At 61.0% G+C, this 25,716-nt stretch carries 22 protein-coding genes; 6 read left to right on the top strand and 16 right to left on the bottom strand.

Annotation, left to right across the window (positions count from 1 at the left end; translation table 11 throughout):
- The first annotated feature begins 187 nt into the window (after positions 1-187).
- The 5 genes from ACTJLD_RS25655 (at position 188) to ACTJLD_RS25635 (ending at position 4,471) form a co-directional block, all read left to right on the top strand.
- The gene (locus ACTJLD_RS25655) at positions 188-1,423 is read left to right on the top strand and encodes a hypothetical protein (protein WP_062911814.1); all 1,236 of its coding nucleotides are present in this window, start codon (positions 188-190) and stop codon (positions 1,421-1,423) included.
- A 52-nt stretch (positions 1,424-1,475) separates the two neighbouring features.
- A complete protein-coding gene (locus ACTJLD_RS25650; RefSeq protein WP_062911813.1) occupies positions 1,476-2,675 on the top strand; it encodes a FlhC family transcriptional regulator in 1,200 nt (399 codons plus the stop codon).
- The gene (locus tag ACTJLD_RS25645) at positions 2,665-2,862 is read left to right on the top strand and encodes a hypothetical protein (protein WP_062911812.1); all 198 of its coding nucleotides are present in this window, start codon (positions 2,665-2,667) and stop codon (positions 2,860-2,862) included. The genes ACTJLD_RS25650 and ACTJLD_RS25645 overlap by 11 nt, the downstream gene beginning before the upstream one ends.
- A 7-nt stretch (positions 2,863-2,869) precedes the next feature.
- Complete coding sequence (locus ACTJLD_RS25640) at positions 2,870-3,235, top strand: hypothetical protein (RefSeq protein WP_151062638.1); 366 nt, start codon at positions 2,870-2,872, stop codon at positions 3,233-3,235.
- 222 nt (positions 3,236-3,457) lie between these two features.
- A complete protein-coding gene (locus tag ACTJLD_RS25635) occupies positions 3,458-4,471 on the top strand; it encodes a CAP domain-containing protein (RefSeq protein ID WP_151062639.1) in 1,014 nt (337 codons plus the stop codon).
- A gap of 877 nt (positions 4,472-5,348) precedes the next feature.
- Here ACTJLD_RS25635 and ACTJLD_RS25630 read toward each other — a convergent pair.
- The 14 genes from ACTJLD_RS25630 to ACTJLD_RS25565 are packed head-to-tail and all read right to left on the bottom strand — an operon-like array spanning position 5,349 to position 20,022.
- Positions 5,349-6,551, bottom strand: coding sequence for a hypothetical protein (locus ACTJLD_RS25630; RefSeq protein ID WP_151062641.1), 1,203 nt, complete (start codon positions 6,549-6,551; stop codon positions 5,349-5,351).
- A gap of 10 nt (positions 6,552-6,561) precedes the next feature.
- Complete coding sequence (locus ACTJLD_RS25625) at positions 6,562-7,155, bottom strand: type 4 pilus major pilin (protein WP_151062642.1); 594 nt, start codon at positions 7,153-7,155, stop codon at positions 6,562-6,564.
- Between the two features lie 11 nt (positions 7,156-7,166).
- Positions 7,167-8,300: a type II secretion system protein gene (locus tag ACTJLD_RS25620; protein ID WP_151062643.1), complete on the bottom strand. Its 1,134-nt coding sequence runs from the start codon at positions 8,298-8,300 to the stop codon at positions 7,167-7,169.
- Positions 8,297-10,603: an ATPase, T2SS/T4P/T4SS family gene (locus ACTJLD_RS25615; protein ID WP_151062644.1), complete on the bottom strand. Its 2,307-nt coding sequence runs from the start codon at positions 10,601-10,603 to the stop codon at positions 8,297-8,299. The genes ACTJLD_RS25620 and ACTJLD_RS25615 overlap by 4 nt, the downstream gene beginning before the upstream one ends.
- A complete protein-coding gene (locus ACTJLD_RS25610) occupies positions 10,600-11,178 on the bottom strand; it encodes a hypothetical protein (protein ID WP_151062645.1) in 579 nt (192 codons plus the stop codon). Before ACTJLD_RS25610 ends, ACTJLD_RS25615 begins: the two co-directional genes overlap by 4 nt.
- Positions 11,165-12,493: a hypothetical protein gene (locus ACTJLD_RS25605; protein ID WP_151062646.1), complete on the bottom strand. Its 1,329-nt coding sequence runs from the start codon at positions 12,491-12,493 to the stop codon at positions 11,165-11,167. The genes ACTJLD_RS25610 and ACTJLD_RS25605 overlap by 14 nt, the downstream gene beginning before the upstream one ends.
- A 2-nt stretch (positions 12,494-12,495) precedes the next feature.
- The gene (locus ACTJLD_RS25600) at positions 12,496-14,100 is read right to left on the bottom strand and encodes a type II secretory pathway protein (RefSeq protein ID WP_151062647.1); all 1,605 of its coding nucleotides are present in this window, start codon (positions 14,098-14,100) and stop codon (positions 12,496-12,498) included.
- A 5-nt stretch (positions 14,101-14,105) separates the two neighbouring features.
- A complete protein-coding gene (locus ACTJLD_RS25595; protein WP_151062648.1) occupies positions 14,106-14,663 on the bottom strand; it encodes a toxin co-regulated pilus biosynthesis Q family protein in 558 nt (185 codons plus the stop codon).
- Positions 14,664-14,665: 2 nt separating this feature from the next.
- The gene (locus ACTJLD_RS25590) at positions 14,666-15,061 is read right to left on the bottom strand and encodes a lytic transglycosylase domain-containing protein (RefSeq protein ID WP_062911873.1); all 396 of its coding nucleotides are present in this window, start codon (positions 15,059-15,061) and stop codon (positions 14,666-14,668) included.
- Positions 15,062-15,087: 26 nt separating this feature from the next.
- On the bottom strand, positions 15,088-16,353 hold the full coding sequence (locus tag ACTJLD_RS25585; protein WP_151062649.1) for a TrbG/VirB9 family P-type conjugative transfer protein: 1,266 nt from the start codon (positions 16,351-16,353) through the stop codon (positions 15,088-15,090).
- A complete protein-coding gene (locus ACTJLD_RS25580) occupies positions 16,350-17,156 on the bottom strand; it encodes a transglycosylase SLT domain-containing protein (protein WP_151062650.1) in 807 nt (268 codons plus the stop codon). The genes ACTJLD_RS25585 and ACTJLD_RS25580 overlap by 4 nt, the downstream gene beginning before the upstream one ends.
- Positions 17,153-18,427: a TrbI/VirB10 family protein gene (locus tag ACTJLD_RS25575; protein ID WP_151062651.1), complete on the bottom strand. Its 1,275-nt coding sequence runs from the start codon at positions 18,425-18,427 to the stop codon at positions 17,153-17,155. The genes ACTJLD_RS25580 and ACTJLD_RS25575 overlap by 4 nt, the downstream gene beginning before the upstream one ends.
- A gap of 6 nt (positions 18,428-18,433) precedes the next feature.
- Positions 18,434-19,309 carry a TrbG/VirB9 family P-type conjugative transfer protein gene (locus ACTJLD_RS25570; RefSeq protein ID WP_151062652.1) on the bottom strand — a complete coding sequence of 292 codons (876 nt, stop codon included), beginning with the start codon at positions 19,307-19,309 and terminating at the stop codon, positions 18,434-18,436.
- Entirely contained in the window at positions 19,306-20,022 is a 717-nt protein-coding gene (locus ACTJLD_RS25565) for a type IV secretion system protein (RefSeq protein WP_062911797.1), read from the bottom strand. Before ACTJLD_RS25565 ends, ACTJLD_RS25570 begins: the two co-directional genes overlap by 4 nt.
- 2,063 nt (positions 20,023-22,085) lie before the next feature.
- On the opposite strand from ACTJLD_RS25565, the gene ACTJLD_RS25560 reads away from it, so the two are divergent.
- Positions 22,086-22,967, top strand: coding sequence for a replication initiation protein (locus tag ACTJLD_RS25560; protein WP_151062654.1), 882 nt, complete (start codon positions 22,086-22,088; stop codon positions 22,965-22,967).
- A gap of 117 nt (positions 22,968-23,084) precedes the next feature.
- On the opposite strand, the gene ACTJLD_RS25555 is transcribed toward ACTJLD_RS25560, so the two are convergent.
- Both ACTJLD_RS25555 and ACTJLD_RS25550 read right to left on the bottom strand, forming a co-directional pair.
- On the bottom strand, positions 23,085-24,116 hold the full coding sequence (locus ACTJLD_RS25555; RefSeq protein ID WP_151062655.1) for a ParB/RepB/Spo0J family partition protein: 1,032 nt from the start codon (positions 24,114-24,116) through the stop codon (positions 23,085-23,087).
- Positions 24,113-24,772, bottom strand: a complete 660-nt coding sequence (locus ACTJLD_RS25550; protein ID WP_151062656.1) for an AAA family ATPase — start codon at positions 24,770-24,772, stop codon at positions 24,113-24,115. Before ACTJLD_RS25550 ends, ACTJLD_RS25555 begins: the two co-directional genes overlap by 4 nt.
- Positions 24,773-25,716: the final 944 nt, after the last annotated feature.

The following is a 25,716-nucleotide window of genomic DNA, read 5'->3' as shown; positions in this document are numbered from 1 at the left end:
GATCGCTGACGCGCGCCATTTGGCGAAAGACACATTGTTTCGTGCAGCTTTCGCTTCTTGGCACTGAAAAGCGCCGCGTAAGCTGGTGCAGGCCGCCAGGTCTCAATTCCGTCGGACGGGGCGTCACCCGATCCGGCAATCCGCCGAACCCGTGCCAGGGAAGGCCCAACCTCTACTGGAGAGCGCTTTGTCCAAGAAGCCGCCGAAGAAGCCCGAAGACGACGAGAACTTCAACCCGACCGTTCCTGACAATGCCACGTCGGCGGACGGCGATCTCGAACTGAAAGCCACGTTCGCGCATGTGCCGGACCAGCTTGAACTCACCACCGCCGCCCGCGAGATGTTCACCGGGCTGCCGGACAGCCTGATTAGAACAATCATTCAGGAAAGTGAGGAAGTCGCCCACTCGACGCGCAAGATCCTGCAGGAGCACATGCGGATCGGTGGCAATTTCGCCCACATCCATGCATCCGTCATCGGCCATTTCGTCAGCACGCAAGGCGACAACCAGAAGGTCAGGAACCGGGCGGCCGAGCTGGTCTACTCTTTCCTCACCAAGGTGTTCCAGAAGTCGAAGTCGTCGGTCAGCCTGTACATCCGTGTCTACAACAAGTTCTCGAGCAACATCGGCGCGGTCGAAATGTTGACGTACAGCGATATGTCGCTGCTGGTGCACAACCACATCGGCGACGACATCATCGAGAAGGTGATCGAAGCGAAGCGCGATGACCCGACGCTCACGAAGAGCGAAGTCAAACAGCTCATCGCGACGCTGGAAGACCAAATCGCCGGAAAGGACAACAGCATCGAGGAGGCAACTTCGCAACTGCATGCCACCATCGGCCGGCTGGACGACGCTCAGAAGGAAATCGACCGCCTGTCGGCCGAACTCAGCAACGTTCGGCAGGAGCAATCTCGCGAGAAAGTGAGAGCCCAGGAGACGCAGGTTTCCCTCGCATCGACCGGCAAACAGGTCGCGACGCTACAACAGACGCTCGCCAACAAAGAGCGCGAGGTCGAGCAGCTCACCGCCGATATCGTCAGGCTCAAGGCGAACCCGGTGAAGACTGAAGTGCCGGTACCGACCCTGCCCGAGTCCTACACGAGCCTTCAGGAAGCGGTAAAGGACAAGCTCGCCGAACACGAGGCCATCGACCTTCAACTTCAACAAGCCAAGGCGGAATTGTCTGACCTCGAGGCACGTGCGAACGAGCAGCGCGCAGCGATCGAAGCGAGCGAGGTGCTCGAAAAGAAGATCCGCGGCCTGATCGACACCTTCAGCTCATTCGTGCAGGACTATCACAGCGCGCAGTTGCTCGCGACAGCAGACGGAAACCCGGCCCGCTTCAAGCCGCTGTTCCAGGCCTTCAGTGACCTGATCGGCAAGTTCCACGGTGAGGTGACGGCGGCCGTACGCGCCTGATTTCGCCCGGGCCACGCTTTATTGTTGTGCAGTAGAAGAGAGACTCAGAAAAATGGACAAGAAAAACTCGCGCGAGACCTACCGTTCGATCGAGCGACTGTACGTACCCAACTGGTTGGCCGAGCGCATCCAGGTGACAAACTTCGACCTCGTCGATCAGATGAGATGGCTGCTCGAAATGAATGGGGATTTCAACGACATCCTCGCCGTCGAGCGCAAAGAGATCGACCACGTCAAACATAACGAGGAGTCGTTGCGCAACCTACTGCGCACGCCGTTCCTGATGGTCGCGCCGACCCTCGAGTCGGTCGAGGACTGGCGCTGCTTCGTCGACGACACCCCCACGACCATCGCGGTCGACCAGCTGATGCGCAAGCTTCCCCCGCTGGACGCGCTCGCGAAGTTCTCTGTCGAACAGCACAACCGGGTCTTCCTTGATCTGGTCACGAGCGTCATTCACCTCAGCGTACTGGCCGCTCCGCTTCTCGGGGTTACGACCGAGGTGGTCGCCTACCTCGCGTCCGTACCGACCTACAAGCTGCGGATCGCACTCGGCCGAATGAACGGACTGCCGCTGTTTCGTTGGCGCTTCAACACGCCGACCTTCTGGTATCAGTTCACCGCCAGTGATCTGACCGACGAGATGGTGGCGCACCAGATCATGGCGACTTCGCCGATCAGGATGAACAGCGCGCCCGGCAAGGCCGGCTGGAGCGAATTGCGCTTGCCCCGCGAGAAGAACGAGACGTACGCACATGCCCTGATGGCATATGGATGCCGCGCGTCCACGGCCGCCAGCCTGTTTCGCCTGAATCAGAACGCGATGCGCCAACGGTATGTCGAAATGCATGGCACCAGCTCACCGTGCGGCAACACGCCGAACTCGCTCAACTGGTTTGTCGAGACGCCGACCAATCGCCTGCACGGCACGATCTTCACGTGGCTGTACCGCGCGGCGCTCGCTTCAGGCGCCAACGCACCGCAAGCGCTGATCGCAACCAACGACGTCTACCAGCAGATCTTCGGTGGCCAACACGCAATCTCCGTCGACCGCGGCTGCAACCTTACGCGGGCGATGGCCGCCGATAACCGGCTCACGATCGCACCGTGCCGGACCTGCCGCACGGAATACATCGTCAGCAACAACGATACCAAGATCGAAATGCACCATAGCTTCGATTGCCCCGCCTGCACGGGACAGCTTGGCGCGAAGCGACGTAGCACCAAGGCGAGGACGCGCAATGGCGAATGACGATAATTGCGCGGCGCCTCACGCCCTTCCGGACTTGCCGGCAAGCCTGATCGTGATCAACGGCGATCGCCGGCCGCAGTTCGCATGGTATGACGCCGAAACCGAGCAGTACTACTCCGAGGCCGACGGGCGCGTCATCGTCGACGTCCAAGCTGCGCTGCCGTGGGCAGCGGTCTATGTTCACTAGAGGGCACATGGACGATCTCGCCTACCTGGTCGCCGAAAGCAACGCCGCGTGGCTCGACGGCCGCGGCGATGGCCGATTCGAGCGCTACGAACGGTTCTATCAAGCGCAGCGGGAGACAAGGGCGGGGTCGTTCGAGCTCGAGCAGATCAATGAGGCTTATCCCGATTGGGTTGGAAGTCAGCCTCCGCCGGTGCTTGGAATGCTGGCCAAACCGTGGTTCGGTAAGGTGCTGGTCGCCCTCACCTGCATGTACGTCGGTGCTGCAGCCGTCCCCGCCGTGTCAATGGCAATCCCGTATAAATCAACCGCGTTGCTGGGCGTGGCGTTCATCGGCCTGCGGATATTCCACTGGAAGCGGCGCAAGTCCCGATGACGGCAGACCTTGACTCCCGCCTGATGGCGGGATTTTTTTGCCGACTCGCCATTAAGTCTGATGAAATTTAACCGTAATTTAGAATTGGCGTTTTTTTGGCTCGCCCAAGCCATTTCGAAAACTGGGCCGTCGGCCACGCGGACTTGACTTCGCGGCCACGTCGGTAGGATGGAATCAAGGGTTCGCGGTGGGCGAGCCCAACAACAATACGAGGACCAACAAATGAAGAAGATCACGACCATCAGTCTTTCCGCACTCGCAGCGGCATCGCTGCTCGCGCTCGCCGCATGCGGCGGCGGTGGCGATGGTGGCAGCACGAACACCGGCTCGACGGGCAACAATCCGAATCCGTCCAACCCCGGCACGCCGTCGACGACGGTCCCGGGCACGGTCGACAGCCCGCAATATGCGGCCGGCAGCGCGCAGCTCGCGGCGCTGAATATGCTGAATCAGTACCGCACGCAATGCGGGTTTCCCGCGCTCAAGCAAAACACCGTGCTTGACCAAGCTGCGCAGGCACATGCCAAGTACATCGGCCTCAACAACGCGGTTACGGATAGTGAGGTGTCGGGCAATGCTGGGTACACTGGCGCAACCTATGCAGATCGGGCAGTCGCCGCAGGATTTCCAGTGGGCGTGATCGGAATCGGGGCGAGCGGAGCGAACGCTGTCTTCACTACCAATTTCAACGCTACTGTTGCCGGTCAGCAGTTTGTCGACTCTCTCTTAGGGGGCGCATATCACGCCGTCGTAGCGACCTTCCCGGTTGATCTCGCGGGCTTTGGCGAATCGGAAACGCAGACCACCTCCGGATCCTACACATTTACTGAGTCGTGGCAATCGGTCAGCATGTATAGCGCCAAAGCGCAAACGCTCCAGGGTGGCCCGAAGACGTTTCCGTGCGATGGCGTAACGGGCGTTCCCTACCGTGGCATCGGCGAAGTCCCTACCCCTCCGAGCGTGTCTTCGTCCGGTTGGGGCACGCCAATCACGGTGATGGGGAACCTCACCGACGTAATCGTTTTGCAATCGGCATCGGTAACCGGATCTTCGGGAGCAGTCGCAATTCAGGTGCTGAATTCCGACTCTGATCCGAATAAACTCGTTGGCAAGTACCAAGCTGTAGCCTATCCGACTTCCCCGTTGCAGCCCAACACCACCTACAACGTGACGCTCAACGGTACAGTGAACGGGACAGCTTTCTCTCGAAGCTTCAGCTTCACGACCGGAGCGTAAGCGTATAACAAGCCTTCGGCTCCAACGAAAAAGCGCCCTCTCGGGCGCTTTCTATTTGTCGAACACTGAGCCTAGTGGTTGCATTGGCCGTTGGGTGCACCGGTCGGATTGATCCAGAAGTTATCGACGCTCCCCGTCGACCGATTCACATAGCAGAACGCTTCCCACGTGTTGCTCTGGTGGCATGCGAGCTGATACAAGTACCACGGGCCGGTCAATCCGCCATAGAAAACCACATACCGATCCGCGCTGAAGCCGCCGCCATATGGGTAGTTAGGGTTCTTGCCGGGTATGCTGGTCCAGTCCCTCCACTGGTTACTGACTCGGAACGGGGCGTTCTGCGTTATTTGCCCGTCTTGGTTATAAAAATTCGTCTTATCTGCATCGCTCATCCTATAGCCATTCGCTACGGCCGTGCAGACCTGATTTGGATCGACAACTACAGGAGGCGGCGGGGTAATTTTGGTGCATCCTGGCTGAGTCCAACTTGAGCCGGTCCAGGACGACGGCACAGAGGTGTCAAAGCCTGCCGGACACTGCGGCTGAGCCGCATAACTGCACTGTGGTTCAGACCATCGGGCCCCCTGCCAAACTGAGGAGACCACGGTCGTCCAGCCCGCGCCTGTTTGACACTGCGGCTGCGGAATCGCCCCGTTACGCAACGGAGCCGCGCACGTGGAATCCTGATAGCCCGGGGTGCAAGGGATCGGCGCGCATGCCTGCCGCATTCCGATATATGCACCGGCCTTGTCGTAGAACGGATACGACCGAAGACCGAACCCCGGCTGGCACGATCCGTCAGCAAATGCGCTGCTCGCAGCGACGGACATCAGCGCTGCCAATGCCCACTTCATCCAGCTTTTCACTTACCTCTCCCTCAATACGAACAATAAGTTTCGACGACGGCTGTACCGCTGATCCCGTTACCGTTGCCGTCGGTAATGAACACGGTCCAGGGTCCGCTGCCCGAAGCGGAAACATTAACGGTCGCCGTCGGATTTACGTAGAAGCTCACCGGACTGAAGACGATTTGCGGCGTCCCACCGGTAGCGCAATTCGGCGCCGGAACGCCCCAACCGTTCTGGACCATGAAGTACCCGTGCCGGAGCGCTGGCCCACCAATCGGTAACCAGGCGTGATCCTGACACGACAGCATCTGCCCACGACCGTCGCTGTTTTGTGCCATCGCGCCATTTGTCGGACACCACGCGCGCGGCGTTGCAACCGCACCCGGTGTGATCGTCTGCGTCACCTGCAGCTGGCCATTCACGGTGCTGTCGCCTGTCGAGATCGGCGCCGGCGCAGACCCATCCGCGTTCTGCACGACCAGCGTCCCCGGGCTTCGCACCGCGTTGCTGACCGCAACGTTCGACGCAGCAAGCGTCGGCGCGGCGATCGTTCCGGTCGCGTCGATGTTGCCGACGTTGTGCAAATCGACACCGTTGACGTCCTGGCTGCCCGTCCATTTCAGCGAACCGTCGCGCCGGATGAAAACGGCATTCCCGTCCGATGACGGGCCGTTCGTTGCCATCACGATGCCGGCCGGCGCGCCGGGAACGGGATTCGTCGCAGTCCAAGAACCATTCAGCCCCTTGATCGTCGCCGGGTTCTGACTCGTCGAGAACCCGAATCCCGTGCCAGCTGCTTGCGCGACTACCCCCGCGCCGGCCACGTCCGGAGTTCCGCGCCTCGTTACGGGCTGCGACGAATAGAAGACGTAGCTGACCTTGCACGACGTCGTGCTGGTGCCGCAGTCGTCCGGACCAACGCTCATCTGGATCATGTAGGAGCCGCCCCAGAACGGCCCGGCCGCGTAGTCCGCCTTCAGGTATTGACCAGCGCGCAGTTCGGCGAACGTCGGCGGTGTGATCGGCGTGGACTTCCCGCCAACCATCTGTGCCACCAACGTGCCGTACTTGTCCGTCACCCAGTTCGACAAAGCAGTGTTGATCGCCGCCTGGTTCTTGCCTTCGACGCTCAGCACGTCATGCCGGCGCGTCTCGACGTCACGCTGGATGGCTTGCAATGTCATGAGCCCTGCAGCGACCAGCACGACCACGACTTCAATAATGCTGAGCATCGGTCTGTCCTTAGTTGCTCTTCGTCGCGTACATCACAATGCTGGCGGTCGCGCCCGCCGATGAGCACGCCGTGTTCGCAGCGGCCGAGCTATAGGCGGTCGTCGGACTCGAGATCGTCGTGTTGTTCACCTTGACCATCGTGTACGCCGCTGAGACCGTATCGGCCGAAAGCGCACAAACTGTCGCCGGCACGGGATACGTTACGGCAACCGCGTCATTCGTTGCCGTCACCGTTGCAGGCGCTGCTGAAACGCTCCCGCCGAAGAGTCCCGTCAAGGCACCTGACGTCTTGTTCAGGCGTCGACCCGCGGTATCGAATGCTCGCCCCTGCGTAAGCGACTGCATCGTGACGGACGAGAAGTCGATCTCGCTCGCGGTCGCGTCCTGAATCCCGCTCCGGAAGTACTGCGCCTCGCTCTTGAACTGCATCGCATGAATACGGTCCATCACGTATCCCCAGCCCATGTAGACGAGAAGCGCGATCAGTGCGCCGCCCGCCATCACGCCCGCGGCCTCGACCAGCGACAGCTCCCCTTTCTGCTTGCGACGGCCCTTCCCGATGTAGGGACGCTTGCGCGGCTGCTGTTTGTTGTGTTCGTTCATGTCGTTGGCTCCTAGAAATTCTGGTTGATAGAGGTCGGCGCGCTATCGAAAGCGACAGCACCCGTTGCGAGATACGATCCCAGGCCGAATACAAGGAACGCCAGCACCGCGCCAGCGAGTAGCACGTAGTGCGTGATCTTTGCGTTTCGTCGGACCGCCTCGACGACACGCTCGAGCGACGTCTGCCCAAGATCCTTCACCGCCTCGACAAACTGGTCCCGGCCGGCCGCGTCGGTCAGAATGTCGATGGTGGTTTCCGAGAAGATCCCGGTATCGAGTGCGAGCATCGGTTGGTCGGGGTTCGCAGTCAGCCGCGCGCTCATCCGGCGCAGATGCCAACGCATCCACGGGTCAGCCGACTTGGTGAGTTTGTCGAGGGCAGCGCGCAGGGTGAGGCCCGAGTCGAACAAGCCCGCCAACGACACGATCAGCAATGCCGCACGCAGATCCCGGCGATTGCGCCACATCAGCGGCATTGCGTCGACGCGGTTCCGAAACTCGCCCGTCCAATGCTTCAGTGTCTGGAAATACCCCACAACCAACCCCACGACGACAGCGGACGTCAGCCACCAGTAGTCGGCGCAAAACGTGTCGAACGCGTAGATGAACTGGCCGAACGCCGACCACTTCTCAAGCGGCTTAACGTCCAGCGTCGCCGGCAGAATGTGCGCGCCGAACAGCACACAAAACGAATAGAGATAGACCAGCAGGAAGGCCGGATACGCCATCTGCAGCGACGTTGTCGCCGACAGCACGCGCTTCGCATGCGCCGCCATCTCGGCCAGCTCCAGCCCTCGGATCGCGGCATCGTCACGGGGCGACTGCCCCGCGAGTTCGAGCAACACGAATTCGTCGTTCGGGATAGACGGCTTGATCGCAGTCGCAAAATCATCACCGGCGCGCATACGCTGGGCGATCTTCTGGAACACCGGCCACGAGAAGCTTTTCCGCGAGCGATGGCGCACCTCGAGCGTCGTCAGCCGTTCGAGCAAGGTCTCGCTGTTGCGCAGCCCCTTCTTGGCGATATCGAGACGAGTCTCCCGGAAGAACATTTCACGCATTGCCCGGAATCGAAGCGTTGCAAGGCGCAGTCGCTCTTTCGCCGGAAGTACCACGAAGACGGAGTAGATGAGCGACTTGATCACGATGGCAACACTCCATCCGCGTCAGGGGTCACGCGATATGCGTCGAAGCTGCACATCGACTCATCGATGAATCGCGGATCGATGAGGCCGCGCGACGCCTTGTACAGCGCGTGCTCGTAGACGGTCTTGCCCGTCATGTCGGCGTCTGCGAAATCGCTCTTCCGGCTGCTGCGCCACACCTGCTCGGCGCCCCGCCAATCACGCACGGAAACACGCTCGAGGAACTCGGGCGAAGGTCGGTACAGTTCCATCGCGAGCGTCTGCCCTTTGATGCCCGCCGCTACTTTTCCAGTACGCGTGAAAAGCCCCGGCCGGCGGCAGTGCTCGCACCCGTCCTCGTCCCGGCATGCCATGCCGGACGTGTCCAGGCCGAACTTACGCTCGAGCGTCGCGATCTGCTGCGGCGACAGCACGTCGCGCGCCGGTCGCTTGCAGTGCGGGCAAAGAACCGGGATCAACTTCTGGTTGCCGACCGCATTCAGGAAACTACCGGACGCCACCTCGTCCATCGGCAGCTTGAGCCGGCCACCGACCAATCGCATCACCGCGCCGAGAATGCTGTTTCCGTGCAGCGTCGTGCGCACCGGGTGGCCGGTCAGCGCGAGCTCGGCGACCAGACCGGCAAGGACAGAGTCGCGAACTTCTCCGATCGTCAGGTCGTCGGGATCCATTCGCATCAGCGTGCGAACGACTTCGACGATCTTTCGGTTGGCGTCCTCTTCCGTTTCGTTCGGCCGGCGCTGGATCGAAATGTCCGACAGCCACGGCGCGGGAACCTCAGACGGCTCGTTGACCGCGAACTGCTTGATGCGGTCACGATTCGGCACGAGATACGACATCGCGCGCAGCAACGTCGTCTTCGCTGACCCGGTTTCGCCGGTCAGGAACGTGGCGCCGCCGGTTACCTTGCCGAGACTCTCAAGGATCTCCAGTTGGGTCGCCTCCAGGCCCATCTCGTGCGGAAGCAGCACTTTCACATGTTTGAAGTTGCCGTCCAGCAAGCGCAGCGCGACATCGAACCCGCCGACAAGCGGCGCACTCTGCCAACGGATATTGACGAGGTTCATATGCGCGACGAGCGGAATCATCGCGGACTGAGGTGCCGACGGCTGGAACGTCTCGCCAGAGTTCGTATTGCGTTGAACGAGGTCCTGATAGGTTGCCGAGAGTGCCCGGCGTACCAGCGCCTTCGGCATCTTCCGGTATGAATACATTTCTCCGTCGACACGCAAACGCAGCTCGACGTCTTCTGCGTATTCCCGGTACTCGTAGTGAACGTCTCCCGCGCCGTACGCCGTCGCCGCCTCGATCACATCCCGGAACGCGCCGATGGCCCGGGACGACTCCGGTACGTTCGACGTCGCCCGCTGCTTTTCCGATTTGTAGAGCGCCGCAATCACTTCCTCGTCAGCGACCATCTCTTCGTGCACGGAAATATCCGCGCGCGCGAGGTCCTTCAGATAGGTCGCGTACAACTGGCTTTCGTGGAAGCGCTGCGTCGACACAACGATCGAGATTCCTGCCTGCAGCTCGACCGCAATGAACTCGCGGCGTGCCGATTCGCTGACGGCCAGCGCAGCGTTTTCATCGCGCTGGCACAACACCCGTTTGAACGTCAGCGCGTCTGCATGCACCAGACGCGGCCGACCCGTCTCGATCGAAACCTCCGGCGCCTCGGTCACGACCGTGCCGATTCGGCGCACCGTCGGCGGGTCGTCGTATCCAGCCGGACGCGACGATGCGGCTTCGCGCCCATTCACTGCGTCGGCGTCCTGCGACTCGGACCGCTCGGGCACACGTGCTGCCTCATGCGCCGCGGCATCCGCCCGCGCAGCCGCCGGGCCCGCCTCGGGTTCCGACGAAACTGCCGTGTCGGCCTTCATCTCGACCGTCGAAGGCGGAATATCGGAACTCGCGGTCGTACGCATGTTGTCGGGCGTGGCACTCCTAGCATCGTGAGCCGGCGGAGCATCGGCGGCGACAGCACGCGGCGACGCAACGTCCTCCTCGAACACCGACACGTCTTCGATTTCATCCTGCGCGCGACGCAGCATCATGCCCATCGTCATCGGTTGACCGTGATTGGCCTGCCGCGGGTTCACCGGTTTGCTCGTCGTCTTGAAACGCGGCTCGCGCGGGCGATCGACTTCAACGGCTGATTCGCCGCCGTCCACCGGCTCTCGACCGACGATCGGCATCGCACTCGACGAGCTATCGGTAAAGCCCGCTTTGAATGCCTTGAGCCGGCCGAACAAACCGCGCTTCTCCGGCTCCTGCGACTCCATCTCCGCAAAGAGGCTCATTGCGTGCCTCCGAGCGGGATACCCGGCAACGGTGCGCCGGCTGGCAACGGCGAACCCAGATCCACGAGCGAACGAACGGCGTTCGTCGCCGGCGACTGGAGCGGCGCGGCGCCGCGAATCGGCTCTTTCCACGTCCGCTTGCCTTCGGCCACCGTGACCGCGTAGCCGTCGACGCTCTTGACGCTCCAGCCGTTGAGCAACGTTGCACCGACCCGCGCCGGGTAGATCGCATCGCGGAACGAGTACAGGACATGGGCTCCGGTTTCGTCGTTGAACGCACCGAGGAACGAAACCGGCTCGGCATGCGCACGCGGCGGGCGGAGCGGTTTCTCTACCGGTTTCGGCTGAGCGTCGCCTGTCACTCCGCTCGCGACGATGCCCGGCTGCGGCTGCGACATGGCACCGGGCGGCAACATACCAACGCCGGGCGCACCCCCACCCAGTTGGCGGGCAAGATTCGCGCGCGCCAGTTGGTCAATGTCGTCGATCGACAGGCTGGCGCCAACGGGTCCGGCATGAGCGGACGCGGCAATCCCAACGCCCGCCGCGATGAGTGCGTGCTTAATCGAAAACATAGTATTTACCCTTCGCGGTGAAGTGAACGCCATACGACGATTCGCCCGTTTCCCTGTTGGGGGTCGCTGTCGCACCTTCATTAAGACGCAGGTCGACCGTCAGCGATTCGATCGTCATGTTCGGCGGCAGCTTGGCGAGCAGCGGTGATTGCCAGCGAAAACCTTCGATCGTCCAGCCGCCCTGTTTGAGCAACGGCCCGATCCGCCCTCCTCCAACGGCACCAGGCGCCGCAATCAGAGACCGCGGTTCATCGAGCGTGACGACGTAGCCATAGGCGCGAAGCTCCAGGGTCTTGGACGACATGCGTTGCGGTGGCGTCTGGAGCATGTCGATGAACGCCTGCAAAGCGGGCCAACTCTTCGACTCACTCTCCTTCAGGGACGCGACCTTCGGAACAGCCGGACCTCGCCACTCGAGCGAAAGGCCGTCACGCGCGAACGTCACCGGACGCATGTCCGCAGTCGCTGCCTGTGCGAACCCAGCGAAGGTCCCCCCATTCCGGCGGAACTTCATCGTGCAGAACCCGGACGACGGACAGGTCGCCTCCTGGAACAGCCACCCCTTGATGACCGATTCCTTACCACCAACAGCCGCGAGCAACGCAGGCGCGAGTTCGGATGCTCGCGGTTGCACGCGCGCGAACGCCTCTTGAACCGCCGTCGCGTACCGTTCGGCGAAAGTTGGAGCACGGGGAGGCGGCGGAGGCGGAGACAGCACATCCATCAGCTTGGGAACGCCGAACAACCCGCCGACCACGATCGCGATGACCGGAACGAGGGTCGGCACGGACATCGGAAGCTTCGTGACGCGACCGACCTTGCCGTTCGCGAGCAGCTCGCTCGCCTGGAACGGCTCATCAACGTCGCCGATCCGATCGCCCGTACCGAGCGTGTCGAGCTTCAGATTGCCTCTCAGGCATTCCTGCTCGATCTCCAAACGCCGCGATTGCGCCGCCTCGGGGGACAGCACTTCGTCGTTTCGCACCGCGCCGCGCACCACGAAGATCAGGTAGATGCGTGCGCCGTCCTGCAGCAGGACCAGCGCCGCGGCGCGGCTCTTGATGCGCTCATGGAGGGCTACGCGCGCCGCACCCGAGTACAGGCGAGAACCTTTCACGTCGGGGGTATCCGGCATCGCAAAGCCGCCGATCAGGTCGGTACCAACTTTGAACTCGACGTAGTGCGTCGCGCCGAAGGCATCCGCATAGCGCCGGCGTTCGGCCTTTCCGCCCTTTACCGGGTAGGCCCGCCAGTCGATGCCGAACACAAGGCGTGCGCGCTTGTCGGTCGGCAGGGGTTCCGTGATGTGCATCATGATCACATCGACGGGACGACCGTCGCCTTCAGCATGATGATCTGGAACGTCTTCGCCTTGTTCCAGCTACCCGTGATGCCTGCGATGCCGGTATTCGTCGTGCTGTCGGCCTGATCCGTGATCGCGCCATACAGGACGATGGTCTGACCGTCCGACAGTGCAATCGTCTGGTCGTCCTTCGTGCCAACCGTATGTGCGAGCTGGATCTGCTGCTGAGTCTGACCAGACCCAGCGCCCGCGCTCGTAAACGGACCGTTGAGTTTCGAGCTGTCCGCCCAGTACGCGAGGACGATCTGGTTGTGATCGTTGACCGCGGGCAGGACGTTCACGAAATCGCCCGTGGTGATGGTGCCCGGCGTCAGACCCGGCACACCGCCGGACGTCGCCGTCAGCGAGCCGGACGACGGCGTGGTCGATCGCAGGTAGTCGTCGCTCTTGAACGACGCAACCGAGACCGGCAGGCCGTTGAGCGTCATCTTGGTCATCGTGTTGTCCTGCACCGTTCGACCGTACTGGTTCAACGCATTCACGACCGCATTGGTTCCAGAGAACGGCGCGTCCGGGCGCAACACGGAGACACCGACCGAGCCGCCACCCGTGGCAAGCGACGTCGGTGAGGAGAAGCTGATCGCGTAGCGCGCGAGGCCGGCATGCATCGCATTGAAGACAACGTCCGCGTTCATGCCCGCCTGGCTGCCTCGGTTCAACGCGATCTGGATCGTGCGGACCGTGATGGCCACCTGACGCGTCGAGATCGCGTTTTCGTGCTTCAGCAGCTTCCCGATGTTGTCGGCCGCTTCCTTGGTGTCGTACACCATCACGAGTCGGCTCTGCGGGTTCACGCTCACCCTGCCCATGGGCGATTTGAGCTTCTCAATTTCGGCCGTGATCGCGGCGATCTGATCGAAGTCGCCTTCGCGCCCCGTCGATGTCTGCGCCGAGAACGAACCCGTGTTGCCGCCGGAGCTACCGCCACCGCCGCTACCCGACTGATTGCCGGTCGACGTGTCCATGCCCTTGCTCATCGTCGATTTGATCGACACCTTGCCGGGGATCGCGGCGATCTGGTACATGCGCGTGACGAACCGACTCACGTTGATCGTGCTGCCATCGAACGACCAGTCGAGACCCAGGTCGGTCGTCATGTTCTTCATGTACGTACCGGACCGGCCCGTGAATGCCTGGCGGTAGACCGGCTCTTCGGTTCTCGCGGTATTGTTCTGCCCCTTCGACTCCGTTTGGCCCGGCACCAGCGAGTCGCGTGGCACGAATACGTCCGGGCTCAGATGCACCGGGTAGCCCGTCGCGGTCGAAATCAACGTCGCGATCTGCTTGATGCCGAGGTTCGCGGGAAGCGTGACCGTCTTGTCGCGGAATACGGCCGGCAGCGTCGCTTCGTACGCGAGCGGCACCAGCCGGTCACCCAGAAACGCGGTCGGCACGTCCTCGACGAGCGCCATCGGCGCGGGCCCCTTCCCAAGCGCGTCCGAGATGGTACGGTGTGCAGCGTCGTAGCTGTCGTTGACGTCCTGCTGCGTCACGGCGCAGCCTGCGGCCATCAGCGCAGCTGCGATCGCGACAGCGGATTTCAAAAGGTGAACACGCATGGTTCTCAGTCCTGGCAGTTGCCCGCGCGTGCGATCACGCGGATGACGTTGTTCGAGTGGCGGCACGCGCGCGTCGGCGTGCGCATGTGATTGGTCGCCTTCATCACCTGCTGCAGGACGGAGGTGAAGTCGCCCGTGAAGGACGCGTTGAACTCGAGCGGCAGGTCGTCGTCAATCTTCCAGGCGAGCTGCCAGCCCTGCTGCTGCAGCCAGCGGTCGAGCGCATCGCGCAGATTCACGTCTGCCGGCGTCACTGAGAACGTCAGCGTGCCGCTCGCGGCCGGCGCACCCGCGCCCGGCAACACGACAGCGGCGACGTCGGTAGACGGGGCCGCTGCCATGCTCGTCGGCGCGGAGATCGGTGCTGGCTGCAGCTGTGACTGCCTCGAATTCTCTACAGCAGCCGGTTGCGTCTTCGGCGCAGAGGCGAGCACCTGCCAGCCGTCCGCATCGATGGACTTCGCGGCGGGATCGGCCGCAGCGTGGGCCGCGATATGCAACACGGCCAGCCCCGCCGCAACAAGCGCGCGCATCCGCGCCAGATTCGAATGTGTCTTCTGCATGGTTACCGGCCCTGTTGCATAAAGCGGCGATAGATCGCGCTGGCGTAGACGAGCTGCTTGGATGGCGTAACCGCGTTGTAGGCACCGACCGCCTTCCAGTTCGGGCCGAAGCGGCGGACGTTCGACGCGAGGATCCACGCGCCGACGTAGGCACTGACGCAGCCGTTGAAGAGATGCTCACGACGGATGCCGTAGCGCGCCAACGTGGGTAGCCAGGACGTGTTGATCTGCATGAGCCCGATGTCCTCGCTGCCGTTCGTGTTCCGATTCACCGCATTGGCCCGCATGCCCGATTCGTGCTGCGCGATCACACGCAGCAGCCGCGGATTGACACGGTGAAATGCGGCCGCGTCATCAAGGCAATCTGCGCGAGCGGGCAGCACGGCGAACGCCATCATCGCGGCAACGATCGATACGATGTGCTTCACGACGTTGGCCCTCCGCTCGCCTGCAGCGTTGCGTCCGGCGTTTCGCGATAGACGACTTCCTTACGGCGCTTGACGTGAATCGTGTTGCCGTCTGCGGTCACGGTGAACAGATCGGAGGTGCCCTCAAACATGAAGTAGCGGCCCTTCTGCTCGCCGATACCCAGGTTTCGCGCATCCGTCACGCCGACCCGCACAACCGATTCTGCGAACTTGAAGTACGTCCGGCCCTCCCGGTCGAACACGGCTTCGAGCTTCGCCGGGTTCGGTTGATCGAAGTCGTAGACCGTCTTCGCGTCCCGCGTCACCTCGACGCGGTTTGTCGCATCGGACACAATGAAACGTTCGGCGCGGTCGATCGTCATCACGCTCTTGGCCTCGTCCCAGCTGGTACGCAACGTCTTCCCGTCCGGTGTCTTGAACGTGACGGCCTTCGCCGGTTTCGCCGTGAAGCGGATCTGCATATGCGTGTCGTCGCCATCCCGGATCGCCTGAGCGCCAAAGCGTTCAGCCAGTTGCGACACCGGCGGCGGTTCTGCCGTGACTCGCGCGACGACGCGATTCAGGCCGGCTTCGTCGGCATCGGGGCCGGCCGACGCATAGTTCAACGCCGCTGACTTCGGCGGGTCGCGATGCAGCCGCACGTGCCGCGCGCCGAAATCGACATCTGCGTACAGCCCGGTTTGCGTCATCAAGCGATCGAGCGCCTGCATCCAGTTCTCGCCGTCGCGCGTCGCGAACAGCTCCGAGGTCGTCAGGTCAACGTCCTTCTGCGCGGAACCCGTCCAGCCCTGCGGGACGAGCGACTTGACCACGTTGCCAATCGGCATCGACGCATGAAGCGCGCGGACCGGAGCGAGCGCCGAGCGCGTGCCGATCAACACCAATCGGTTCGTGAAGCCATCGAATCCGGCTGGTTGATCGTCCTTCATCGCAGCCAGTGCGCCGGTGCCGCCGATGAAGGTGTTCGCCTTCTTCCAGCGGGCTGTGGCCGAATGGGCACCGACCTTGTACGTGATCGACGCCGGCGTGCCTTCCACGACGACGTACGGGCCTTCGGTATGCCCCCCTTCGGCGACGATGACCTGGCCCGCCCGCGGCTGGATATAGGTTTTTGCCCCGTCGTTGAAGATCAGTGCCGGCCGCTCGGAGATGCCGCCGAGGATGTCGTAGTCGAAATCGAACGGGTCCGTGTTCGCCGCCGATGCGGCCACACACACAATCGCCGACGCGACGCACGCGAGAATCTTGGTCGTGTGCTTCACAGGCCTGCCTCGATCAGGGAAAGGTGTCGAACGAACCGGGCAAGGTACGAGCGACCGGGATTGGGATTCGCGCTGTGGTAATAGGCAACCGCCTTCGCCACCGAGTCAGTTCGCGCAAAGTTCTCGGTCAGAATCGCCTCGGCGACCGCGACGTTGGTCGCTGGCGCGAGCGCGTCCCATGCCGAGGCGAAGCGCTTGCCGTGGTAGCACCAGTTCACCTGCATGAGGCCGACGTCGAAGTCGCATCGCTCGCGCGCGAGCAGCGTCTCGATCGCCTTGTAGGCGTCTTCGCGCGACTTGAAGAAGAAGCCCTGCCCTGCAACGTTCAGGGTCCATGGCCAAGCACGGCCGCGGTAGTTCGATTCATTCAGCGCGATGCCCGCGAGGATCTTGGGATCGACGTTGGTGTGCAGCAGCTCGAATGGGACGACCGCACGCGAGCACGCCCATCCACCTCGCCGCTCCGCAAGGGCTGCCTGCGCACCGTCATCCAGCACGGGTGGCTGGAGCCAGCCGCGGTCGATGAAAAGGTCGTCCAGTGCGACATCGCGGCCGTCGATCGAGACCGTGAGGCCCGCTTCGCTCGAGCTGCGCACGGGCTGGCCGATCAACGGCGATGCCCATTCGACGAACGCGTCGAGTCCGCAGTAATAGACCGGCTTGCCCGGCAGCATTGCCACGCGGCGCACCGCGCCATCCTGAATGACGACGCTCACCGGGCTGATCACCTGCGCGATCACCGCCGAATGCGCGGCTGCGCTCGCCAATGCCACTACGGCCGCGAAGGCTATGCGTTTGATCATCGGGGCTCCCGGTACGGCTCGAGCACCATGTCGCGATTGATCTTCATCATGAAGTGCCGTTTGCCGGGCTTCGACGAGATCGTCGGCGGGATGTTCTTGTACCGATCGAGCACCGACTGGGCGGTTTGCGCCGCGATCTGACCGCCCGTGCTGCCCACCGTGGTGACGCCAAGCGGGCCAGTCGTCGTGCTCTGGTCGCTGTTGGAGAATGCTTTAACCAGGATGGCCGTCAGGAACGAGGTCGAGTAAATCTTGATGAAGTGGTTGTTCACGTCACCACTGAAGCCGGCCGTGCCATCGCCGTCTGCACCTTGTGCGCCGTACAGCGGCACGTGCTTGCCGTTCGGCAGCCGCATCTCCGCGCCGGCGACGAGAATCGACTCCTGCCCCGGCTGAATGTCCGAGCTATAGGGCGCAACGATCGTGGTGCCCCACGGGATCACCAGGCAACGCCCGTCGCCATTGTTCGCATACACATCGCTTTCGACGATCAGCGACGCAGTGCCAGGACGATCGGAGTTGAGCGCCTCGTTCGAGAGAACCGGAATCTTCGCTGGCGGTGACAGCGTGCAGCCTCGCGACTGGCCGACAAATCCGGTTTGCGCGAAATCCTTGTCGCCTTCGCTCAGCTGCGCGACGTCGTGCATGAACGCGTTGTCGCGCTGCTGCGTCGTCATCGGTCCCGCAGCTTGCCCGCCGCGCGAAGCCAGAGCAGCCTGCGCCGTCGCTTCCTTCATCGCAGCATCCTGGGCCGCTGCCTGCTGGAGCAGCATCTGTTGCGGCGAAATGATGCCGTTCGGCAGTTGCGGCTGCTGCGGCTGCCCTTCCTTGACCTTGACGCCCGCGCGGAAGATCGGAGAGACGTAGATACTGTCCTGGTCGTTCGCAGCCTTCAGCTCCGCGGTACTCGCGCTCGGCAAAACGGCGTCGGCCGAGAGCGTCGGCTTCTTCGCGTTCGCGGCTGCAGCCGCGCTAGCTGCGGCTGCGGCTTCCGCAGCGCGCCGACGTGCTTCGGCCTGTTGCTGCTCGATGATCTTGTCGACGTCAGCTTTGTCGGCGTTGCTCTTGTCAACCGCTTCGGCCGCTCGTTCGCGCTTCGCTTTCAGTGCTTCTGCCTCTGCCTTATTCGCTTCGACGGTCTGCGTGTAGAAGCCGAGCGAGCCGATGCCGAGGGCCGCAATCGCGCCGATCGCAATCATGACGTTGCGGGGCACCTTGCCCTTGAACAAGGCTTTCTCTTCCGGACTGGTCCGATCGATCTGCTTTGCCATACGCCCTCAGAACCCAAACAGGCCGCGACGGCCGCGCGTGATCGTCACTTCCTCGCCCGGTCGCGTGAGCTTCACTTCGTCAGCCAGTCGCTGAATGACGATGTACGGCCCACGGCGGATGAAGTTCGGGCTAACAATGTCGCCACCGTCGTTGATGGTCGGCACGGCGAACGGGGTACGCGGCGGCATCCGGATCCAGATGAACGTGCCATCGTCGAAGACCGTCTCGGGCTTGAGCGAGCTCGTTCCAGAAACTGTGTATTCGAAGTTCAGCTTGTCCGGCGGCACGCCGATCGGCCCGGAATCCGTTTGACCAGCATGGTCAGCATCACGATCGTCGCCCGCGGCATTCGCGCGCGTGCGCACTTTCGCCATCAGCGAGTTCGGGTAGTTGAAGCGGACGTTCTGATAGAACAGGCCGCCGAGCGGTGACGAGACGAGCGTCAGCTCGTACTCGCGCTTGTTCGTGCTCAGATGCAGGGTGTTGACGAGGCCGGGCTTTGTCGGCTTGACGTACACGTGGTTTGCGCCGTCCGTATCGATGACCCACTGGACCGAGTCGCCCATCGCCGGCTCGCTGATCAGGCTCTCACCGCGCTCCAGCTCGATCGTCGTGAGCTTGAGTGGGGCCGTCATCACGCGGTAGATCTGGTCGCGGCTGTACGGAAAGACAGCCATGCGCGCATCGCCGGGCATGGTGATGGGATCGGCGCCGGAGTTGTATGGATTCACCGGGCTCATCGCGTCGCCGATGATGCTGCCGACATCGAACCCGGGAATCGGCGACACAGGGTTCGCCGCACTCTTTGCAGCGAACGCATTGACCGACGCTGCGATCAACGCGAGCGCGCCCCAGCTGAGAAGGGAACGTGTTCGTTTCATGCGCCGGTTTTCTGGAGGGTGAAGAACGGGTAATAGAGCCCGTACGGATTCGTGCCCAGCACGTCCTCCGCGGTCGGGGGGATGATCTGGTAACGCATCGTCAATGCAAACCGGACGTCGACAGGCTTGTCTGTCGGCGATTGACGCGTCGAGGTCGTGAATTCGACGACGACGGTCGAATCCTCCAGCAGCGAGACGTTGGTGACCTTCGGTTCACGGACCAGCTTCGGATTGGTCGTGATCTGGTCGAACGGTTTGTCGTCGCTGATCCACGACGCGAACTGATTCTTCGCGTTGCCGACCATCTTGGCTTTGACGGCGTTGATGTTCTTGGCGAGGCGCGAGGTTCGAATGTCGTCGGTGAGAACCGGCTCGATCGTGAACCAGTGCTCGACGTCCTGTTTGATTGCCGTGCGCTTCGCCTGATCGTCGGGGTTGTACGCGGCCAGTTGCTTGACCAACGGATTCCCGCCGGCATCCGACGAGACACCATAGGCGCGCACAACCGACGGCGGCGGTTGCCGGGTGTACACCGCGCCACCTGCGATGATCGCGAGGATGAAGCAAAAGGTCTTCCAGTGATTGGCTTCGATGCGCAGACGCGTCCCCTGGTCGAAGATGATCTTTTCGGGATCGTCGTTCGAGTAGTGGCCGGGCGCCGGCGACAGGGCGACCTGCTTCTTGCTACGGGGAAAGAGTCGAGGGAATCGCATCACGGGGTTCCAATTGGTACGGATCAATTGGAACAGCCGAGGCGACAACGGCTCGTGGGAAAAGAGCCGTCATTTCAGCGACCTTTTCGCGACGGCTAGGATTGCCGGCCACGGGCGCCAAGCCGCGCAACCGGTTGCGGGGCATACGGCAAAAAGCCCTATGAAAATCGCGAGCTTTTCGGTCTTGCGTTTACTACTACGTCGATAGAATCAGTGCACTGTCGTTGCACGCGTTGCACACCTCACTATGGGGCCGATGAAACGGCGGTCATTCGCAAATCATTGTTTTCGCACGATTCTTGACCCAGTCCTCGCTCGAGGAATCCCGGGGCCGCCCCTCAACCGGTTGAGAGGCATTTTTCAGAAACAACAACAATTGACGATCAACGATCGTCCGCTCCCATGACCCTTTCCAATTCGTGTAATAGTTCGGCCGCTGACAAAACAGCCATCCTGAGAGGTCGCTCAGCCGCGATCGCGCGACATGACGATCTTCGCGGGGCGAGCTCTCCCCCCGTAGTACTGGGCAATTTCTATCGGGAGCAGTTGGATCAGCAGCTTTGGCCGAGTCAAGCAACGCTCGCTGCGGACTTCAACGTGTCGAAGGCCATGGTCACACGGTCTATCCAAGCCTCCCTACTTCCTCCCGAAGTGATCTCCTCTTTCGGCGGGCCATGCCAAATCTCATACCGGACAGCAGAAATCGCTACGAAATTGATCCGTGAAGTTGGTAAGGATATTGTCACGCGCAGGGCCCTAACCGTGCCCGCCAACTTTGCTCCATCGAAAGTGATATCGATCCTGTCTACGGGCAAAGTTCAAGCCGAAGACGGTGTCGAACTTCGATTGTCGCTAGGTCCGAACGGTAGGCATCTCAGAATCGATGCGCGTCATATCGACCTCGTGGTTCCCCATATTCCTCTACTGCAGGATCTGTTGAACACTCTCCTTCCGTCGGTCCTTCCGCGAAGACGCTGACGACGCTTTGCGGGTGGGTGACAGATTCCGACCTCGAAGCACTTGCCATACGATCGGTGACATTATCCGACCCAGTACTTTCGGCAAACTGCCGGAACGAGAGAAGCCACGAGAGCATATGGTGACGGTTTCCGACCCAACGGCTGTCGAGGGGTGACATTTCCCGACCCGAGGCAACCGTCGTCAAAGGTGACAAATTCCGACCTGCTGACTTACCACGAACAGTGACAAATTCCGACCTTCCGACGCGCGGGTCGCGAAAGTGACGTTTTCCGACCCGGTGGGCTACACCGAAAGGTGACACGATCCGACTTGCGGGCGACGTCAATGGTGACAAATTCCGACCCGTTTTGATGTTTTGAGAAGTGACATATTCCGACCTTAGACCGCCGCTCTGTTCCCCTCTCGGACGCTGGGCTTCGGGCCAAAAGTGACGTTTTCCGACCCAAGATCGCATCCGTTCTATGACTTTTTCCGACCCGCGAGATAGCTTCTCTGACGACGAACCGCCCCACGTTATAGGAGTGACTGTCTTAGCTTGCAGTAAAGGTGACGTTTTCCGACCCGGCACCCAAGCTAAGGGTTTGCACAGGGGCTTGCTCGGTTGAAGGTGAGTGAGTACTTAGTAGCTTTCGGCCATTGAGGTCGGAAAGCGTCACCTTTAGCGCTGGCAAACATGTGCTTGCGACCAATCAAGAGTGGTTCGGGGGCGCGACAGGCGCATTGGGGTCGGAAATTGTCACTTTTCAGATGTCCGGCGAACGCCGGAGGTCGGTGTAGGGGTGGATTTTGTTGTATAGAAGCAACTTTCTAACGGTGCTCTTTGTAAGACAGTTTGTAGAACCGTTTGTAAAACCTTTTGTAAACGCTGTGCCCTGCCTCGCACAGGCTTGTCAGTTAAGGCTTTGCCGGGTGTCACAGTAATGAAACTGTGACGTTTGCCGACCTAGAGGTGACGCAATCCGACCCTAAGTAGACACAATCCGGGCCGGCAGTGACAAATTTCGACCGTTATCCACAACGGTGACTTGCAGCCTGGCCATGTCACCTTATAATTGTGACACTCACCGCTGAAGGTCACCTTTGTGAACAAAAAGGCAAAAAACCAGTCCGAGCCCGCTCAGGTCGAGATCGTTGAGATCGAGCCTCTCAAGATCGAGCCGTTGGACGAACCGCCTCTGGACGGTGACGGCCGAGTGCGGGGCACTGTTGCCATGAGTCGCGCGCTGGTCAATGCGCAGCAAGGGCTGACCCTCAACGAGAAGCGAGTCATGATGGCGGCGCTGCGATGCATAGACAGCAAGAAGTCACCATACTTGCATGGTAAGGGTAACGGCTATGTGAGTGTTCGTGTACGAGCCGACGAGTTCGCCGCCCTTGCAGCACTTGCTCCGCGGTCGGGTGAGAAGCAGGCAACCGCTGCGTATGAGGGACTGAAGGAAGGCTGTGCGAGCCTTCAAAAGCGCCAACTGACGTATATGGATGGCCCGAGGAAGGTAGTACTGAATTGGGTGTGGAAGGCGGTTTACCACGAACGAGAAGGATGGGCAGAGGTTTCCTTCTCTCCGGATTTAACGCCCCATATCTTCATGTTGCAGCGGCGGTTCGTCTCGTATCAACTTGAGTTTGCCCGAGGGCTACAGTCACTTTACTCGTGGCGGCTCCTCGAACTATTGATGCGCGAGCGGGATCGAGGCCGGCTCCTGATAACGTTGGAAGATTTCCGGCATGTGCTTGAAATTCCTGCGACGTACCGCTTTGCCGACATCAAGCGTCGGGTAATTGAAACCGCCGTGAACGAGCTGAACGCAAAGGCAGACCTTGTGATTTCCTGGACACCGGTGAAGCTTGGTCGCGCTGTGAATTCGCTCGATTTCAAGTTTATCCAGAATCCGCAAAGCCGCCTGGCGCTGGACGGTGAGTTGCCCTTTGAAGAATCCAGTGCGGCGGCAACTGCCGGAAGCTGAAGCGCGACCGTCCCGCAGTAGTTCCGTCGCGCTACATTGCTTTGGGGGACGGCACGGAGTGAATGCCAGCTAAGCTGCGGTGCCTAGCCGGCAGACATACCTAGGTATCGCACGTCCCTACTTCAGTTGATGACCGTCTTCGGCAAGGAGCTTTTTGAAGGCGGCAACGTATGCCTCGGCTTTTTCGGCCGAGCCTAGAGCGAGGTCCAGACGGACCTTCCCATCGCCCCACTCCTTGATCGCACCGATCTCGGCCCCGTCAACAGTGGACACCTTGTACTGTCGCGAAAGGGACTTACGTGGGGCTCGGCCATTCTCGAGACTTTCGCGGATAGCCTTCACCTTCTGGAACGGCAATTCCTCGTCACGAATGCGCTCCGCGAATGCCAAGGTGCGCTTCTCGTCCGATGCCTTTAGGAACAGGGTGAGTTCGTAGCTAGTCGATAGGCCAAATTGTTTGGGATGCGAACCGATTACGTCCAGGACGGATTGCGGCAGATCCAGGAGCGCGAGGATTTTGCTGACCTTGGATTTGCCCTCCTCCACCAAGACTGCCAGTTCGTCATTCGATTTTGCATGACCTTGATCGAGAAGCTTCTTGTACCCGAGTGCGACGTCCAAAATGGTTTCCTGCTCGCGCTCGTTGTTTGCGGCTCGCGCAAGGCGGTAGAAATCGATCGGATCCAGGCCTTCGAGAAGCTTCACATCCAGCGTCTCGGAGCGATTCCTGAGCGCGCCAAGCTTTCGGAACTGGCCGTCGATCAAGATTGCGCGATCCGGAAAGTCGGGGTGGCGTCCGGCGAGCACAGGGACGAGTTGGCCATCTCGCGCCATTGAGGCTGCGCGTGCGGCGATGAGCTCTTCTTTGTAGATCGTGCGACTGTTAAGCGGGTTGTCGTCGATATGACTTATTGGCATCGTTATGTACCGCGCCTGCACCTTCCCCGCTTGTTCCAGGCTTGCCAAATACGCTTCTGCAGACGATCTTGTCGGGGCAGCGACGTTCTCCGTGGGCTGATCCAACAGGCTGCTTCGACCGCTCAATGCCTCATCCACTCGGTCGAACCTCGAAGGTGTCGCCGTCTCTCGCATTGTTTTGTCCCGCTTTACGCCGGCATTAATCGCAGCAGAGAAGTCCTTTTTGCTCATGCTTGCACCTCAAGAACTTCGAGAATTTCGTCAACAAGATCATTCAGTTCTTTGTGGGCCGCTTTGGCCGAGCGGAGTTGAAGGACTGTAGCCCCAGATACCTCAGCTTCCTTGTATGCGGTCCGGAAGCCGAGCTTCGTTTTAAGCATGGGAAGCTCATCGTCTCCAGCTGCAGCTTCAAAGATCTGCTTCACGATCGTGACGTTCTGGTTCATGTTCGCGAAAGAACGGAGCTTAAGATCCGGGTTGCGGATCTGGGCCTCCATCCCCAGTTTTTTTGCCTCCTGAACCGCCCAGAGATTGCCGCCCGATGCTGCGATGGGAATCAGTCCCAGATCGGAAATGAGGAGGGCAACCGAAGGCGCTGCCGATTTAATGGCGGGCGGACAGTCTATGACGATAAAATCATAGTCATTCACGTATTTTGCAATCTCCCGATCCGGCCGGGGACTTAGCGCTAGGTTCGAGATAGCCGCCGGGTACGGTCGATCGTCCGGCGCCGCGCCGACTGACAGTGTTGCGGTGCCCTGCTCATCCAAGTCGACGAGCATGGTCCGGTGGCCTCGCAGGCCCAAGGCGCCTGCGATATTGGTCGAGGTCGTCGTTTTTCCCGACCCTCCCTTCTGATTGAAGACGGCAATAATTTTTGCGGCCATGCGTTCTCCTCATGCAACTAGTGCTCGGACAGGACCAGTTTCTACGTAGAAACTGCGCGCCAAACGGCTGCCGGGAATATTAGGACGACATCAGGAAAATATCAAGAAAAACGACGTGATTTCGAGAGGTTCTAGAATCGCAGCAACGACTCAGCTGAAACTATAGTTTGGTGTGCGCCGCCCCGGAGCAGTTTCTACGTAGAAACTTAGGGTGTGGCCAGCGGCGTCTTTGGTGGCCTGACTTTGTGGTGGAGGAATCTGCGAATTGAACGTAAACGGGCAGTCGCTGGCGTCCAATATTTTGAGTCGCGTGCAGTTTCTCACCCATTGTGCTGCCTCCCTTCGGGCAGTTTCTACGTAGAAACTGCGATCGCGTACTGCGGGCGCACGCAACGTTTTGCGGCGGGGAAGCCTATGCGAGGCGCGTCGGAGAGGACTTTTCGGACCGATGGGAGGGATTCAGTTACTAAAAACCGGCTGAGATAAGCGATTACAGACCGCAACCCATCCATCGCTCGCATATTGACCGCGCGGAATGCTCGCGGCCCAAGTTTCTACGTTGAAACTACGGGCAATGCCTTTGGTGCGGTACCAGGGGCAATTGCTATCTGGCGCTGGCCCTTCGAGTTTCTACGTTGAAACTGTCACGAGCTTGCACGACGGAAGCGACAACGAACTGCTTTGCCAGCGGAAGGAATTGTGCGGATTGCAAGTGATACGTCGTCGTTTGGGATCATGTGCAAAGTTTTTGGTTTTCCTTATATACTGATTTTCTGCCGCGCACCCGTAGATGGCCGCGGCGTACTCTCGATCGCAATGTGCGGGATTATCTGGGAGATCGGTGGCCTGTAAGGGCGGAAGTCGGAGATAATCTGGTAGTTCGACAATTCACACGGAGCTAACTCCAACTTAATCTTGGAGAAGTCGACGGTGGGACGTCATCG

The sequence above is a fragment of the Burkholderia sp. 22088 genome (genome assembly GCF_052045915.1).
GTDB lineage: Bacteria > Pseudomonadota > Gammaproteobacteria > Burkholderiales > Burkholderiaceae > Burkholderia > Burkholderia cepacia.
The sequence above is the reverse complement of the archived record's forward strand: the minus strand, read 5'-3'. Positions and strand labels throughout refer to the sequence as shown.

What these genes read in the sequence shown, in the direction of transcription:
- ACTJLD_RS25610 (WP_151062645.1), bottom strand. Translation starts at nt 11,178, where the DNA reads ATGTTTTCGATTAAGCACGCACTCATCGCGGCGGGCGTTGGGATTGCC.
- ACTJLD_RS25555 (WP_151062655.1), bottom strand. Translation starts at nt 24,116, where the DNA reads ATGAGCAAAAAGGACTTCTCTGCTGCGATTAATGCCGGCGTAAAGCGG.
- ACTJLD_RS25645 (WP_062911812.1), top strand. Translation starts at nt 2,665, where the DNA reads ATGGCGAATGACGATAATTGCGCGGCGCCTCACGCCCTTCCGGACTTG.
- ACTJLD_RS25590 (WP_062911873.1), bottom strand. Translation starts at nt 15,061, where the DNA reads ATGATGGCGTTCGCCGTGCTGCCCGCTCGCGCAGATTGCCTTGATGAC.
- ACTJLD_RS25600 (WP_151062647.1), bottom strand. Translation starts at nt 14,100, where the DNA reads ATGCGTGTTCACCTTTTGAAATCCGCTGTCGCGATCGCAGCTGCGCTG.
- ACTJLD_RS25570 (WP_151062652.1), bottom strand. Translation starts at nt 19,309, where the DNA reads ATGAAACGAACACGTTCCCTTCTCAGCTGGGGCGCGCTCGCGTTGATC.
- ACTJLD_RS25650 (WP_062911813.1), top strand. Translation starts at nt 1,476, where the DNA reads ATGGACAAGAAAAACTCGCGCGAGACCTACCGTTCGATCGAGCGACTG.
- ACTJLD_RS25615 (WP_151062644.1), bottom strand. Translation starts at nt 10,603, where the DNA reads ATGAGCCTCTTTGCGGAGATGGAGTCGCAGGAGCCGGAGAAGCGCGGT.
- ACTJLD_RS25580 (WP_151062650.1), bottom strand. Translation starts at nt 17,156, where the DNA reads ATGATCAAACGCATAGCCTTCGCGGCCGTAGTGGCATTGGCGAGCGCA.
- ACTJLD_RS25550 (WP_151062656.1), bottom strand. Translation starts at nt 24,772, where the DNA reads ATGGCCGCAAAAATTATTGCCGTCTTCAATCAGAAGGGAGGGTCGGGA.
- ACTJLD_RS25625 (WP_151062642.1), bottom strand. Translation starts at nt 7,155, where the DNA reads ATGAACGAACACAACAAACAGCAGCCGCGCAAGCGTCCCTACATCGGG.
- ACTJLD_RS25595 (WP_151062648.1), bottom strand. Translation starts at nt 14,663, where the DNA reads ATGCAGAAGACACATTCGAATCTGGCGCGGATGCGCGCGCTTGTTGCG.
- ACTJLD_RS25630 (WP_151062641.1), bottom strand. Translation starts at nt 6,551, where the DNA reads ATGCTCAGCATTATTGAAGTCGTGGTCGTGCTGGTCGCTGCAGGGCTC.
- ACTJLD_RS25575 (WP_151062651.1), bottom strand. Translation starts at nt 18,427, where the DNA reads ATGGCAAAGCAGATCGATCGGACCAGTCCGGAAGAGAAAGCCTTGTTC.
- ACTJLD_RS25635 (WP_151062639.1), top strand. Translation starts at nt 3,458, where the DNA reads ATGAAGAAGATCACGACCATCAGTCTTTCCGCACTCGCAGCGGCATCG.
- ACTJLD_RS25605 (WP_151062646.1), bottom strand. Translation starts at nt 12,493, where the DNA reads ATGATGCACATCACGGAACCCCTGCCGACCGACAAGCGCGCACGCCTT.
- ACTJLD_RS25565 (WP_062911797.1), bottom strand. Translation starts at nt 20,022, where the DNA reads ATGCGATTCCCTCGACTCTTTCCCCGTAGCAAGAAGCAGGTCGCCCTG.
- ACTJLD_RS25640 (WP_151062638.1), top strand. Translation starts at nt 2,870, where the DNA reads ATGGACGATCTCGCCTACCTGGTCGCCGAAAGCAACGCCGCGTGGCTC.